The organism is Halovivax limisalsi, assembly GCF_023093535.1.
GTDB classification, from domain to species: Archaea; Halobacteriota; Halobacteria; order Halobacteriales; family Natrialbaceae; genus Halovivax; species Halovivax limisalsi.
Map to the genome: position 1 here is coordinate 3,596,381 of NZ_CP095757.1, position 13,507 is coordinate 3,609,887.

12 protein-coding genes are annotated in these 13,507 nt (G+C 68.5%); 5 read left to right on the top strand and 7 right to left on the bottom strand.

Going from position 1 to position 13,507, the window contains the following annotated elements:
- Window positions 1-61: 61 nt before the first annotated feature.
- From MXA07_RS16710 to MXA07_RS16730, 5 genes are all read right to left on the bottom strand, one after another.
- Window positions 62-250 carry a multidrug transporter gene (locus tag MXA07_RS16710; protein ID WP_247729731.1) on the bottom strand — a complete coding sequence of 63 codons (189 nt, stop codon included), beginning with the start codon at window positions 248-250 and terminating at the stop codon, window positions 62-64.
- Between the two features lie 58 nt (window positions 251-308).
- Window positions 309-809 carry a DUF367 family protein gene (locus tag MXA07_RS16715; RefSeq protein ID WP_247729732.1) on the bottom strand — a complete coding sequence of 167 codons (501 nt, stop codon included), beginning with the start codon at window positions 807-809 and terminating at the stop codon, window positions 309-311.
- A 124-nt stretch (window positions 810-933) separates the two neighbouring features.
- On the bottom strand, window positions 934-2,778 hold the full coding sequence (locus MXA07_RS16720; protein WP_247729733.1) for a Rieske (2Fe-2S) protein: 1,845 nt from the start codon (window positions 2,776-2,778) through the stop codon (window positions 934-936).
- A gap of 88 nt (window positions 2,779-2,866) precedes the next feature.
- On the bottom strand, window positions 2,867-4,078 hold the full coding sequence (gene ilvA / locus MXA07_RS16725) for a threonine ammonia-lyase (RefSeq protein WP_247729734.1): 1,212 nt from the start codon (window positions 4,076-4,078) through the stop codon (window positions 2,867-2,869).
- A gap of 357 nt (window positions 4,079-4,435) precedes the next feature.
- Window positions 4,436-4,957 carry a gamma-glutamylcyclotransferase family protein gene (locus MXA07_RS16730; RefSeq protein ID WP_282102527.1) on the bottom strand — a complete coding sequence of 174 codons (522 nt, stop codon included), beginning with the start codon at window positions 4,955-4,957 and terminating at the stop codon, window positions 4,436-4,438.
- Window positions 4,958-5,028: 71 nt separating this feature from the next.
- Between MXA07_RS16730 and MXA07_RS16735 the strand changes: the two genes are divergently transcribed.
- The 4 genes from MXA07_RS16735 to MXA07_RS16750 all read left to right on the top strand — a co-directional run bounded on the left by MXA07_RS16735 (window position 5,029) and on the right by MXA07_RS16750 (window position 9,551).
- Window positions 5,029-6,414, top strand: coding sequence for an MATE family efflux transporter (locus MXA07_RS16735; protein ID WP_247729735.1), 1,386 nt, complete (start codon window positions 5,029-5,031; stop codon window positions 6,412-6,414).
- Window positions 6,415-6,651: 237 nt separating this feature from the next.
- Complete coding sequence (locus MXA07_RS16740; RefSeq protein ID WP_247729736.1) at window positions 6,652-7,719, top strand: DUF7490 domain-containing protein; 1,068 nt, start codon at window positions 6,652-6,654, stop codon at window positions 7,717-7,719.
- Window positions 7,712-8,113, top strand: coding sequence for a DUF8060 family membrane protein (locus tag MXA07_RS16745; RefSeq protein WP_247729737.1), 402 nt, complete (start codon window positions 7,712-7,714; stop codon window positions 8,111-8,113). The genes MXA07_RS16740 and MXA07_RS16745 overlap by 8 nt, the downstream gene beginning before the upstream one ends.
- Before the next feature lie 184 nt (window positions 8,114-8,297).
- On the top strand, window positions 8,298-9,551 hold the full coding sequence (locus tag MXA07_RS16750) for a hypothetical protein (protein WP_247729738.1): 1,254 nt from the start codon (window positions 8,298-8,300) through the stop codon (window positions 9,549-9,551).
- 506 nt (window positions 9,552-10,057) lie between these two features.
- On the opposite strand, the gene MXA07_RS16755 is transcribed toward MXA07_RS16750, so the two are convergent.
- Complete coding sequence (locus MXA07_RS16755) at window positions 10,058-10,300, bottom strand: DUF8119 family protein (protein WP_247729739.1); 243 nt, start codon at window positions 10,298-10,300, stop codon at window positions 10,058-10,060.
- Between the two features lie 105 nt (window positions 10,301-10,405).
- The gene (gene citZ / locus MXA07_RS16760) at window positions 10,406-11,554 is read right to left on the bottom strand and encodes a citrate synthase (RefSeq protein ID WP_247729740.1); all 1,149 of its coding nucleotides are present in this window, start codon (window positions 11,552-11,554) and stop codon (window positions 10,406-10,408) included.
- 347 nt (window positions 11,555-11,901) lie between these two features.
- On the opposite strand from citZ, the gene MXA07_RS16765 reads away from it, so the two are divergent.
- Window positions 11,902-13,428 (top strand): stage II sporulation protein M, encoded by a 1,527-nt coding sequence (locus tag MXA07_RS16765; RefSeq protein WP_247729741.1) that lies wholly within the window; start codon window positions 11,902-11,904, stop codon window positions 13,426-13,428.
- The last annotated feature ends 79 nt before the right edge of the window (window positions 13,429-13,507 follow it).

The following is a 13,507-nucleotide window of genomic DNA, read 5'->3' on the forward strand; positions in this document are numbered from 1 at the left end:
ACGACGACGTTTGATGCCGTTTTCTCACTCGTGATCGGCACCCTGCGGCGCGTGGACCGAGTTACAGGTATCGTCGACCGACCAGGACGAGCGCGATCGCCGCGGCGAGGACGCCGATAACCGTGGGAACGAGTTGATCGCTGCCCCACTCCCAGTCGAACATCTGCGTGCCTACGATGGCGACGATCGCAACGAGCAGTCCGATGACGGTACCGATCGTCGACGAATTTCGCCGGCCGAGTTCGACCATACAGGAACTACGGGCCACCGATTGAAAAGATTACAGGAGCAAACCGCGCTGGATCCGATCACTCGTCGGCGAGGTAGTCGTCCTGGACGGCGACCACCTCGCTCGAATCCTCGCACGCGGCGTACCGCCGGAGTGGTTCGGCGTTCAGTTCGAGAAACGTCTCGCCCCAGCGGAAGGGTTCGAGGAGCCGTTCGGCGTGCTCGGGCTCGCCGAGGATCCACAGGGCCGCCGCGAGCGCCTCGACGGTGGTCAGTTCGAACGGCCGACCGAAGTTGACCGGATTGGCCGCGACGAGGAACGGGAGGGCGCGGTGCTCGCCGGCCATGGAAAACGCGGCTTCGCCCGCGGATTCCCACGAGCAATCGAGGGCGACGAGCGTGTCGAGGGCGTCCGCGCGATCGGCTGGCGAGAGCGCCTGCTCGGCGTGTGGATTAAGGGCTACTCCGTAGGGAACTGCCTTCATCTGGCGGTGGAGGACGGCCTCGTCGAAGCGCTCCAGCCGGCGGGCCGTGCACTTCTCCGGATCGTCGTCGCCCTCGTAGTAAACGTGAATCTCCACGGGCGTCATTCGGCGTCGCGGGCGAAAAACGGGTCGGTTTCAACCGTCGCAATGTGGAGAGAAGTGACGGGTTCATCGGACACTCTCCCGACCCCTCGTTTCCAGTTTCGAAAGCCTCGTGCGGTCAGGCCTCGTGAATCCGCTCGCCCCGGTTCAACCGGGTAGCGATCGAGAAGGTCTGCTCGGCCTCGCGTCGGGTCGGGAAGTGTGCAGCCATGTAGCGTGCCGTGGCGATCATGGGGAGTCTGCGATCGCGCTCGGTCTCCGCGAGGTCGTGCTGGCGGAACGCGGCCTCGACGTTCTGCAGGGTGTGAAAGCCGGCGTCCTCGCGGAGGAGTCCGTGCCCGAGGGTCCGTTTGAGTTCGTCGACGTCGCCCCCCGTATCGAAGTGCGCCGCGACTAAGCGACCCGCCTCGTTCACCGATCCCTCCTCGTCGAAGGTCTCGAGCAGGGCCGACCGGATGTCGGCCGGATCGCGATCGGACTCGGTCTCGCCGGGGGCCGGAACCGGCGCGGGCGGCGTATTGAGGAACCGATCGAGGTAGACGCTCATCGCCGCGTCGAAGACCCCGCGGTAGAGCGCCGGGGCGTCGGTTCGACGGGCGGCCTGGTGGACCGCGTTCGCGTACGTGAACGTGTGGTGGACGGTGTTCCAGTCGTTGAACTCGTTGGCCGTCCCGAAGCGGGCGACGCGCGTGGCGGCGGCGCGACTCACCTCGGCCGCGAGTGTCGCCGAATCAGCGCCGTTGCGGACCGCCTCTGCGAGGGCGTCGACGATCGCCTCGGGATCGTCGCTCAACAGCGTCTCGCGGAAGTCGGCCGGGCGCGTCCACGTCTCGCCAGACCCCGCATCCACCAGCGCTTCGATCCCGGAGACGTCCGAGACGTCCTCGCCGTAGACGTCCGAGAGGAGCGCCACGAGATCGACCGGCCGGCGCCAGGCGGCCGACTCGTCGCTCCGGTTCGCCGTGGCGAGCGGCCGGACGAGCGAGGCGAGCGTGTCGGCGACCAGCCCGTCGCCGGCGGCCGATCCCGCTGCACCGTCGCCGGACTCCCCGCCGCGGCCACCGTCCGGCCAGCCGACGGCGTCGAGGCTCTCGAAGGCCTTGTTCGCGAAATCGAGGGTGTGGCCCGACGACAGGTACGGGTGGTCCGTCGCGGCGGTGAACACGAGATCCGCGAGCGCGCAGTCGCCGTAGCCCGCCGCGACGGCCGTTCGCAGACAGCGCTCGGCGCCGTCGCTGTCGCGAACCTCGATGCAGTCGCGGAACCAGCTGCGAAGTCGATCGAGCGAAACCTCGCTTGTCGCAAACGAGGGCTGGTCGAAGTGCGGGGCCGCGCCGTCGCAGTCGTCGGCGACGTGACGGACGCCCGTGTAGAGGGCGCGTTTGCGATCGTCGGGGTCGAGGTCGTCGAGCAGGTTCGTCATACAGCCGAGGATCGTGTGGCCCGACGACCAGCCCAGCTCGCGATAGCTGGTGCCGAACTCGAGCGTCGACGTGATCGGATCTTGCGGGTCGACGCCGGCGTCGAGCAGGCCGACCGTCGACTTGGCGACGACGAGCCGGAGATTTTCCTCCAGGCCGCTCTCGAGTCGATCCGCCCAGTGTGCTTCGGCCGGGCGATCGAGCGGCGGATTCGGATCGACGTAGACCGTCCCGTCGCGCACCTCGACCGGATAGGTCCGGACGTCGTCCGCCCACGGATCGAAGGTGTCGCCACAGGACAGCTCGAATCGCGCGTGGTGCCAGTGACAGGTGAGGATGCCGTCCTCGACGGTGCCGTCCGAGAGGGGAAAGCCCATGTGGGGACACCGGTTGTCGACTGCGCGGACCTCGCCCTCGTGGTGAAACAGCGCGATTGCGGTGCCCTCCGGCGTGACGAGTTTTCGTCCCTCCGTTCGCAGTTCGTCGGCGTCGACGACCGGGACGTACCCACCTGCCCCGGCCTCGGTGGAATCGGATGCCATGTCACGTCGTACCAGTAGCGGGATGAAAACCGTTCGCTGAAACGCGTTTTTGTCTCCGAAGGTGAATGACTCGATTGCCCCCTCGAATCTACATCACTTCCTCGACCTCGTACCCGGCCTCCCGGAGGTCGCCCAGTAACGCGTCGACGTGGTCGTGGCCGCGCATCTCGAGTTCGATCTCGACCTCGGCGTCGGAGAGCTCGATCTCGCGGGAGGTCCGATCGTGATGGATCGAGTAGATGTTGGGATCGTGCCGGGAGAAGATCGAGAGGAGGTCCTCCAGCGCACCCGGGCGATCCTTGAGGACGGTCCGGATTTTCAGGTAGCGACCCATCTCGACGAGGCCGCGCAGGATGACGGTCGTCAGCGTGTTCATGTCGACGTTGCCGCCGGAGAGCAGCGGAACGATCACCTCGCCGTCCGCGTAGTCGAACCGTTCGAAGATCGTCGCCGCGAGGCCGACGGCGCCAGCGCCCTCCACGAGCGTCTTCGAGCGCTCCAGGAGGTAGACCATCGTGACGGCGATCTCGGCGTCGGAGACGGTGACGACCTCGTCGACGTACTCCCGGATGTGTTCGAACGTCCGGTCGCCGATCGATCGCGTCGCGATCCCGTCCGCGATGGTCTCGACGGAATCGATGGTGACGCGTTCGCCCTTCTCGAGCGAGGGGGCCGCGCTCGATGCGCCCTCGGCCTGGACGCCGATGACGCGGATACTCGGGTCGAGGCCTTTGACCGCCGCAGCGATGCCGCTGATGAGGCCGCCCCCGCCGATCGGGACGACCACGGTGTCGACCTCGGGACAGTCCTCGACGATCTCGAGGCCGATCGTCCCCTGGCCGGCCATGACGGCCTCGTCGTCGAACGCGTGGACGTAGGTGAGCCCGCGCTCGCGTTCGATCTCGTGGGCGCGCTCGGCCGCGGCGTCGTAGTCCACCCCGTCGAGGACGACCTCGCCGCCGTAGTTGCGCGTCGCCTTGACCTTCGCCGTCGGCGCGTGGTCGGGCATGACGATCGTCGAGTCGACGCCGATGCGCGTGGCCGCGAGTGCGACGCCCTGGGCGTGGTTGCCCGCGCTCGCGGTGACGACGCCGCGGGCTTTTTCGTCCTCGGAGAGGGTCGCGATGCGGTTCGTCGCGCCGCGGATCTTGAACGCGCCCGTGCGCTGGAAGTTCTCGAGTTTGAGGTGGATCTCCGCGTCGGTCATCGCCGTGTAGGTGTGCGAGTATTCGAGCGGCGTGTCCCGCGCCGTCTGATCCACGCGCTCCCTCGCGGCTTCGACGTCCTCGAGATCGAGCATGCTCGGTGGTACTCACGGGGACGGTTTAAGGTTAGTAGATCGCGTCCGGCCAGGACCATCGCACTCGACCGCCGGACCGCATCGCTGGACGCGACTGCCGCTCATCAGTTCGGATCTCGGTCGGCCCGGGTGATCCGGGTCGACGCGAAGGGAATACAAGGGGTGCACGGCGTGTGACGTGCACTCGTACGAGAGGACGGTGAACACATAAACGTGGGGAAGGCAGAGTGAAAGTGAAACCGCATTACTGCGGCGGGGCGATTCGACCGTCAGACGCCGGGCAGACGGGCGGCATCCGGGGGTCGGCCAGTCAGCCCTGGCACCGGAGGAGTCGACAACAGGGCGACGCTCGCTACGTCAGTCGGTCCCAGTTGCGTCGGTGACGAACGCCTCGGAGTCGTCGAGCGCGTCGCGAACACGGGATTCGAACCCGGCGTTGCCGGGCCAGGTCCCCGGCGCGTCGAGGCGATCCGGATCCCCGACGTAACACCAGGCTTCCTCGGCGTCGATCGCCGACAGCCGGGCGGGGACCGCGACCCTGACGTACAGTCCGCGATCGACGCCCTCGTACGCGTCGAGGGACTCGAGGCCGGCGTCGTCGACGGCGAGAAGCCGGCCGTTCACCGCGGGTCGAGAATCGTCGACGGTGAGCGAGTGATCGCGGTCGGGCCCGCCCGGCACGAGCGTCGGGTACTCGCCGTCGACGCGGCGAAGGCCGACGAGTGTCACCGCGCCGCGGAACGCGAACCGGTCGGTTTCGAGCACGGCCTCGACTCGCTCCGGATCTGTGAGCGTCCCGTAGACGAAGACGAGGTGGGCGGACGCCGGGTCGAATTCGACGGCGCCGGCGGCTCGATCGGTCGGGCTATCTCCCCGCACGTCCGGATGGTTGCGACCCGGGCACTTTCCGTTATCGGCACGTTCAAATCGACGCTACGGTTTCGATTCGTATGGCAACGGGCAGCGTCCGCGCGCGAACGTTCGCCGTCTGGCGGCGCGTGCTCGCGCTGGCGTGGCCGATCATGGCCGAGCAGACGACGCGGACGCTGATGCGGACGGTCGACATCCTCGTCACGGCCACCTTCTCGCCCGCGGCGATCACCGCGATCGGACTGGCGGACATCTACGCGCGCCTGCCGCTGCGGATCGGCCTCGGACTCGGCGGCGGCGCGATCGCGCTGTCGAGCCAGGATACGGGTCGCGGCGCGGGAACCAGCCGGGACGAGGCGATCACCCAGGCGATCCTGATCGGCGCGCTCGCGGGCGTCCCCTTCGTCGTCGGCGGGTTGCTCCTGTCCGACTGGGCGATTTCGGTCCTCGGGGCCGAGTCGGCCGTCGTCGAGTTCGGCGCGATCTACCTCGCGATCGTGATGGTGACGGCGCCGGCCCGCCACGTCGGGATCATCGCCGCCCGGGCGCTCCAGGGAACCGGCGACACCGTCTCTCCGATGATCGTCAACGTTATCGCGAACGTCGGGAACGTGACCGGCTCCGTCGTCCTCGGCCTCGGCTGGTTCGGCGCACCGGATCTGGGGATCGTCGGCGTCGGCCTCGCGACGGGCGCGGCGAACGTGTTCACGGCCGTACTACTCGTCCTCGTCGTCGCGAGCCCGTTCCGCGACAGTTCGCTGGTCCGGCCGACCGACTGGGTCGTGACGAAACAGCTCGTCGCCGTGAGCACCCCGCGGGTGGCCGAGGGGCTGGTCGCGACCGCCATCGAGTTTCCCTTCAACTCGCTGTTGCTCGTCCTCGGCACCGAGGTCAACGCCGGCTACCAGGTCGGCCGGCGCGTCTACCAGCAGATCACCAGCCCGCTCGGCCGCGGCTACAACGTCGCCGCGAGCATCGTCGTCGGCCAGTCGCTCGGCGCCGGCGACCCCGACCGGGCCCGGTTCGAAGGGTGGGCGATCACCGCCCTCGGCCTCGCGACGGTGGGCGTGATCGGCCTCGTCCTCGCCCGGTACGCCCCCGACTTCGTCGCCGTCTTCGACCCGGACGACCCGGCGACGGTCGAACACGCGATCACGTTCGCCGCCGCCTACGGAATCGGCGCGCCGTTCCTCGTCTCCTACATCGTCATCTCCGGCGCGCTGCAGGGCGCCGGCGAGACGAAGATTCCGTTCCTGGCCCGCGTCAGCGGCCTCGTGCTCTTCTACCTCGGCTTCTCCTACGTCGCCGCCATCGAGTTCGACTACGGCCCGGCGGGCGTCGGCGCGGGCATCGTCGGCTACTTCGTCTGGTCGTTACTCGTCGTCGGCGTCGGCTTCCGGTACGGCGACTGGGCCGGCAAAGCCGCCCGGATGATGGACGAACGATCGCTGGCCGGCGACGACTGACCCTGGGACCAGAGTCAAGTGGGCCGGTCTGCTCCCGGCAACGAGTGATCCTGGGACCCGCGGAGACGAGCGACCCCTCCCTCGAGCAGCCCGGTCCACTCGATCGATCCTGAACCCGTCGAGCCGCCGATCGGTCGACGATGAATGCACGAGTGTTGCGCGGAACTGATACCGTCCCGAGTGTAAAATTTTCACCAATTTCAGAAAGTATTTACCGTCGACATGGCACCGTCCGATATGCACCGCGAACAGGCCCTCGTGATCGTGGCGGGGCTCGTCCTCGTGGCGACGCTCTCCACGCTCAGCCTCTCCGGCGCGATCGCCGTCCCCGACGATCCCGAACCGGCCGTCGAGCCGCCCGAGCGGGCGTCGCTCGCGGAAGTGACCGTCGCCGCCGAGGAGGTGACCGGCGAGACGGCGACGATCGCCCTCGAGACGGCGCTCTCGCCCGAGATCACGCCCGTCGAGAACCTCACGGTGGTCCACCGGGCGACCGACGCCGAATCGGGGCTCCAGGTCGCGAGGACCGAACAAACGGTCGAGACGCTCGAAGCCGATCGCGAGTACGCCGTCTCGGGGGCGCTCGAGCTCCCGCGAACGAGCGCGTACCAGGTCGAGACGATCCTCTACGTCGACGGCGTCCGCGGCGACGCCGTCACGCGAACGATCGAAGGCGTCGAGACCCTCACGCCGGGTTACGCCGCGACTGACGTCGAGTTTCACCGCTTCGGCGGCGTCGACGGACCGCTCGAGGACGTCCCGGCGATCGAATTTACGGTCGAATCGACCGAGGCCGACCGCGCGTCCCTCGACGTCGCCAGTTTCCTCACGAACACGGGGGACGATCCGGAGACCGGCCTCGAACTCGCGGTGACGGCCCGGCAGTCCGACTCGAACGTCGTCGCCGACTCCGCGACGGTCGACGTGGGGGAGATCGAGGGCGGTGAGACGGTGACCCCGTCCGTGACGCTCGACGTCCCGACCGAGTACGACTACTACCTCGACGCCACGCTCTGGCGCGGCGACACGATCGTCGCGACCGATCGGGCCACCGCGAACCTCGGCCCGGGCAACCTGACCGTCGATCGAGGCGGGTCGGAAGGCGGCATCCAGGTGAGCGACTTCGAACCGTCGAATGACCGCCACCGGGGCGAGGATGGGACCGGCGCGAGCGACGACGGCGGTGACGATGGGGCCGACGCGACCGGTCACGGCGACGACGGAACGCCGGGCTTCGGCGTGATAACCGCGCTCGTCGCGCTGCTCGCGATCGGACTGCGTTCCCGGAGGACCAGCCATGACTGACACACAGCCTGACGGCCGGATCGCCGACGAATCGACCGATCGATCGACCACTGACGAATCGAACACCGGACACCGTTCCGGGACAGCGAACGGCCACCGAGAATCCGACGAGTCGAAGCGGTCGTCCGGGGAAGCCCTCGTCGAGACGACCACAAACGGGCGGAGCGACGACGAAACCGCCCGACGGATCCGGATGCTGTACTGGGCCGCCCTCGGCGTCTGTACACTACTGGCGCTCGTCGCGCTCTCGCGGTTCTACGCGAGTATCGAGGCGGCGATCGACGTCTGGATCGCCGCCGAGTACCGGCCGATCGCCTCCGGGGCGTTCAACTTCGCCGTGTTGCTCGTCGCCCTGGTCGGCGTCTCCGCGGCGATCCGTCGCCTCTCCCACTAGGGGTCCCACGGTCACGACAATCGAGCCGTAGCCGGGGTCGCACCTTCGGTCCGGGCCGGCTGGCGGCGCCAGGGAATCGGACCGCGGCGTCGGCGTAGTTTGATCACGAAAGGACGGTTAACCGAAGTCTCCCGGCGTCGTAGCATGGGAAAGGTTTTCGACGCGGCCTCCCTAACGTGGGTCCGTGCGTCTGGAGATTCGCCCGCGCGTCGCACTCCTGTTGCTGCTCGGCGTCCTCGTACTGACGGTCTCGGGGTCGATCGCCGGCTCGAATCTCGACGCGGAATCCGGACGGACCGAAATCGAAACCGAATCCCTGGAGGACGGCTCCGAGGTCTGGCCGTACACGAGCCGAACGACCTCGACGGACGGGCGGACGCTCGCGATCAACATCGTCGTCTACGGCGACGCGGACGCCACGGAACGATTCCTTCGCGAGCAGACACTCGGCGACTGGGAGGAGGTCGACGAGGACGAAACGCACGTCGGCACCGAGGCGGAATCCGTCGCCGCGAGCAACGAGTCGACGATCGCCTGGGGGAGCGCCGCCGGCGCCGTTCGCTACGCCTACCTCGACCCGGCAGACGGCGGGGCCCGCTGGGTCACCGAATCCTACCAGCTCAAGGACGGGACCTACCTCGGCGATCGCCAGCACATTCGCGCCTACACCGACCCCGTCGGCGGCGACTGGACGGTGATGCAGGCCCACCGCGAGCACTGGGACTGGTTCCAGCTTCGCCACTCCGTCCACACCGTCAAGGAATCGCAGGCCTACGTCGAATCGGAGTTCATCGACAGCTGGTACGTCGAATCGCTGAGTCGCGAGTACGTCGGGAACGACCGCGGCGCCGATTCGGACGGCTGGACGACGTTCATCTCGCTTCGCGACGGCGTCATCCCCGCGCTACTCGGCCTCGTCCTCATCGGCTCGATCGAGGTCGGGAGTTGGCGGAACCGGACCGAGGACCTCCGCGCCTGGTGGAACGACGAGGCGGTCCAGACGGCCGTCAACGCGATGTTGCTCGCCACCGTCATCGTCTCGTTCTTCGCGTTCGTCCGCATCGGCGCGGTCGAAGCCGAGCTGGCGTTCCCGGAGACGAGTCCGAAGGTCATCGTGGCCGTCTTCTATCCCCTGCTCGTCCTCGGTCTCCCGATCGCCACCTACCTCGGCGCTCGCCACCTCGAACGCATTCCGGCCTTTACCGCCGCGGCGCTCGGCTTCGTCGTCGCGATGTTCCTCGATTACACCACCGTCGGCGTCGTCACCCTCTCGCTCGCCACCGTCGTCCACCACATCAGCCTCGCGACCGCGCTCGGCTTCGTCGCCGCCGGCGCCTCCGAAACCGCCCGCTCGCCCGAGAACGACCCCGGCCACGTCCGCACCGGCGTCCTCCTCTGGCTCGTCACCGTGGGCATCCCGCTGCTGCAGTTCCTGTAAACCGAACTTGTTACGTCGTGCGAGAAAGCTTCGCTCTCTCGTGACTGAGCGAATCGAAGATTCGCGATGTCCGCGAAACCGCTGGTTTCGCTTGATCCCGAGAGAGCGCCCAGCGCTCTTTCGGACGACCTCGGGGTCGCTTCGCGACCCGCGTGCGGCGGAGCCGCCACGGCATTCGGTTGCGGGCCCTTGGCCCGCAATCCGCTCGGCGCAAACACTTCGAGGGAAAAGCACCGGAAGAGCTCCGCTCTTCCAAGCCCTCACTCGCTTCGCTCGCGAGGAGGCCGCGAGCGCGAATGCGCTCGCGGTGAAACGGCGCGCGGTTCGCGCCGTATGCTCGCCCGCAGCCACCGGCTGGGTCGGTCGGTACCCGTTTTGGGAATCCGTCTATCGGGACAGGTGCACCAGCATCACTACATTGAAACCTCGTCCAGCCGTCCTACTCGTGTCCGTTCGAGCCACGCAGTACTGAAACGCACTGGCGACGGAATCCGTTCCACGAACCCCTAGTCCGGGCTCTCGTAGGGGCGTTCCCACGTGGGCGTGATCTGGGTGTAGAGGACGACGCCGGAGAAGAGGACGACGTACAGTAGCCAGGGAGGCTGGTCGAGCCACTCGAACGTCGCCGTCGCGGCGAAGATCCAGGCGATCAGGAGCGAGCTGTCGACGAGCATCCGGCCGCCGTTGTGCCGGAGGTACGCGAGGAGGCGCCGAGCGCGCGAGTCGATGACCGGTCGCTCGGAATCCATACCGGGCGAACGGACCGGACGACCATAGACCTGTTGTCGGGCACAGATGCGGCCTCGGGCCACGACGTGCCGAAGCGTTGAACAAGAAGGGGCGCTTCGGGCCGCCTACCGATCCTCGATCGGGACGTACTCGCGGTCGTCCGGCCCGACGTAGCGTCCGCGCGGGCGGATGAGGCGATTGTCCTCCTGATACTCGAGGACGTGGGCGGACCAGCCGGCGGCGCGACTCATCGCGAAGATGGGCGTGTACATGTCGATCGGGATGCCGAGCTGGTAGTAGACCGAGCCGGAGTAGAAGTCGACGTTCGGGGCGATACCCTTCTCGACGAGGCCGACCTCGTCGGTGAGGTAGTCCTCGATCGCGGTCGTGATCTCGTACCAGGTGTCGTCGCCGGTTTCTGCCAGTTTCGCGCTGCGGGCCTTGAGGATCGTCGCTCGAGGGTCCGTCACGTTGTAGACGCGGTGACCGAAGCCGGGGATGCGCCGGCCCTCGTCGGTCGCCCGCTCGACCCACTCGCGCGGGTCGAGATCGCTCGATTCGATCTCGAAGAGGACCTCCATGACGTCCTGGTTGGCCCCGCCGTGGAGCGGGCCCGAGAGCGCGCCGATGCCGGCGGTGACCGACGAGTAGAGGTCCGCCATCGTCGAGCCGACGACCATCGCGGTGAACGTCGAGGCGTTCAGCCCGTGGTCGGCGTGGAGGATCAGCGCCTGATCGAACGTCTCCGCGGCGACGTCGTCGGGTGCCTCACCCGTGAGCATGTAGAGGAAATTCGCCGCGAGATCCAGATCCGGGTCGGGATCGATCGGCGCCTCGTCCTGGCGGACCCGGTCGTAGGCGGCCAGCAGCGTCGGGATCTTCGCGGTGATCCGCCTGGCCTTCCGGCGGGCGGCCTCGCGATCGTCGGCGGGCGCCTCGGCGTCGGGGTCGGTCGCCGAGAGCATCGAGACGGCGGTTCGCATCGCCGCCATCGGTGCCTCTTCGGCCGCGGCGAGCGCGCGAACCGTCTCGAGGATCGACTCGTCGACGGCGCGCTCCGCGGCCATCGCGTCGGTAAACGAGTCCAGTGCCGCCCGGTCGGGCAGCTCGCCGTGCCAGAGCAGGTAGACGACCTCCTCGTAGCTCGCCCGTTCGGCCAGGTCGGCGATGTCGTAGCCGCGGTAGATCAATCGGCCGGCGTCGCCGTCGATCGAGCTCAGCTCGGATTCCGCGGCGAGTACACCCTCCAGCCCTTTGGTGAGCTCGTCAGCCATACCCCGAACTTTCGCTCGGTACTGGAAAAGGGTTACCGTTTGCGAGACTACGGCGAGCGACGTCGATCCGGGTTCCAGAGGCGGCGACAGTCCCGAATGCAGGAGCGGCGACGGCCCCGGCTTCGGGACCAGCGGCGAGTCGGGTTCCAGAGCGACCTGGATCCACCCGGTCGTCACTCGCAGGGTGATCGACGCCGCCGACGCCAGGCGAGTCGAGCTCGGGAAACTCGGCCGGACGCGTCGGCGTTCGCTCGGACGGGCCAGTACGGAATCGCGCTCGTCCGGAGACGTCGACGCCCGTTCGGACGGGTCGGTTCGTTTAACTGTCCAGTCGCGAAACGACCGCTATGCGCCTCGGTGTGGCCCTCACGACGGTTCGCCGGACGGTTCGGTCGCGCCCGCTCGACCTGCTCGGCTTCTACATCCTCGGGATGGCGACGGCGGCGTTCCCGCAGCTCCTGCTGTTGGTGGCACTGGCCCTCGCCGGCGGCTACCTGTACGTCACCGGTCGGCTCGCGACGATCGGGGACGAACTCGCCGGCCTCGACGCGCCGCCGGATCCGCAGGCGGCGCCGGCTGCGTTCGAACGCTGGGCGGACGAGGCCGCCCTCGCGCTCGAACCCGCGGTGACGGGTCCGACGGTCGCGATCGCCGCGGTGACCGCCCTCCTGATCGCCGTGAGCGCGCTGGTGGTCTGGTCGGCGATGAGCGCCGGCCAGCTCGGCGCCTGTTTCGGCCGCCTCAGGAGCGAATCCGGCCTCCGGGCCGGGATCGACGCCGCGCTGACCTACTGGCTCTCGTTCCTCGGTCTGCTGGTGCTCGAACTGCTCACGTGGATCGCACTTCTGATCGCACTCGGGCTGGTGATCGGCGTCAGCGGCGCCCTCACCGCCATCGGGTCGATCGGGGCCCTCCTCGGGTTGCTCGGGGTCGTCTTCGCCGTCGTCGGTGCGATCGTCGGCGCGATCGCCATCCGGTTGACGTTCGCGTTCGCGCCGGTCGCGGTCGTCGTCGACGACGTGCCGGCCGTCCGGAGCGTCTACCACGCCGGCGGATTCGTCCGGTACCGAAAGCGCGAGGCCGGCTTCTACGCCGTGATCGCCGTCGCCGGCGCGATCGCCGTCGGACTGCTCACGTCGCTGCTGGGCGTCGTCGGCGTCGTCGCCGGCACCGGGTTGCTCGGCACGCTCGTCCTCCTGCCGACGCTCGACCTGCTGAAGACGACGCTGTACGGCGGCGGACGCGGCCGGATCGATCCGCCCGAACCCGACGGCCGGTCCCGACGCCGCCAGCTTCGCGACGGGCTCGGCCGCGGCGTCTCCGAGCTCGTCGCGTTCGTCCGCGAAGCGCCCGGGACGCACGCCGTCGCCGCGGCCGCACTCGTTGGCGGTATCGCCCTCGGCTGGGTCGGCGCCGGCCCGCTCGACGGCGTCGTCGAGAGTTCGATCGACGCGCGCCTCGCGGGCCACGTCGCGCCCGCGGCCGCGGTCGAGTTCTTCGGCAACAACTGGTCGGTCGCGCTCACGATGGCCGCAAGCGGCCTCTTCCTCGCGATTCCGGCGGTGACGTTGCTCGCCTTCAACGGCGCCATGATCGGCGCGCTCGCGCGCACCGAGGTCGAGCCGCTCGAACTGCTGGCGTTCATCGCACCGCACGGCGTCTTCGAACTCCCGGCGATCGTGATCGCGGGCGCGGCCGGCATCTTCCTCGGCCGCCACGCCTGGGCCGCCTGGCGAGGGCGGGGGACTCGCGAGACGCTCGCGAACGCGCTCGAGCGGGTGCTGTGGGTGCTCGTCGGCGTCGGGATCCTCCTGCTCGTCGCCGGCCTGATCGAGGGCTTCGTCAGTCCGTACTACTGGCGCCCGTTCCTGTGACCGGGTGAGCGGACCACGGACCGGTTCGATCGGCGACGGGACACGAGCAGACCGAACGGGCCCGCGCCGACCGAATCAA

Coding starts and splice junctions, on each gene's coding strand:
- MXA07_RS16740 (WP_247729736.1), top strand. CDS start 6,652: ATGCACCGCGAACAGGCCCTCGTGATCGTGGCGGGGCTCGTCCTCGTG.
- MXA07_RS16720 (WP_247729733.1), bottom strand. CDS start 2,778: ATGGCATCCGATTCCACCGAGGCCGGGGCAGGTGGGTACGTCCCGGTC.
- MXA07_RS16710 (WP_247729731.1), bottom strand. CDS start 250: ATGGTCGAACTCGGCCGGCGAAATTCGTCGACGATCGGTACCGTCATC.
- citZ (WP_247729740.1), bottom strand. CDS start 11,554: ATGGCTGACGAGCTCACCAAAGGGCTGGAGGGTGTACTCGCCGCGGAA.
- MXA07_RS16735 (WP_247729735.1), top strand. CDS start 5,029: ATGGCAACGGGCAGCGTCCGCGCGCGAACGTTCGCCGTCTGGCGGCGC.
- ilvA (WP_247729734.1), bottom strand. CDS start 4,078: ATGCTCGATCTCGAGGACGTCGAAGCCGCGAGGGAGCGCGTGGATCAG.
- MXA07_RS16765 (WP_247729741.1), top strand. CDS start 11,902: ATGCGCCTCGGTGTGGCCCTCACGACGGTTCGCCGGACGGTTCGGTCG.
- MXA07_RS16745 (WP_247729737.1), top strand. CDS start 7,712: ATGACTGACACACAGCCTGACGGCCGGATCGCCGACGAATCGACCGAT.
- MXA07_RS16755 (WP_247729739.1), bottom strand. CDS start 10,300: ATGGATTCCGAGCGACCGGTCATCGACTCGCGCGCTCGGCGCCTCCTC.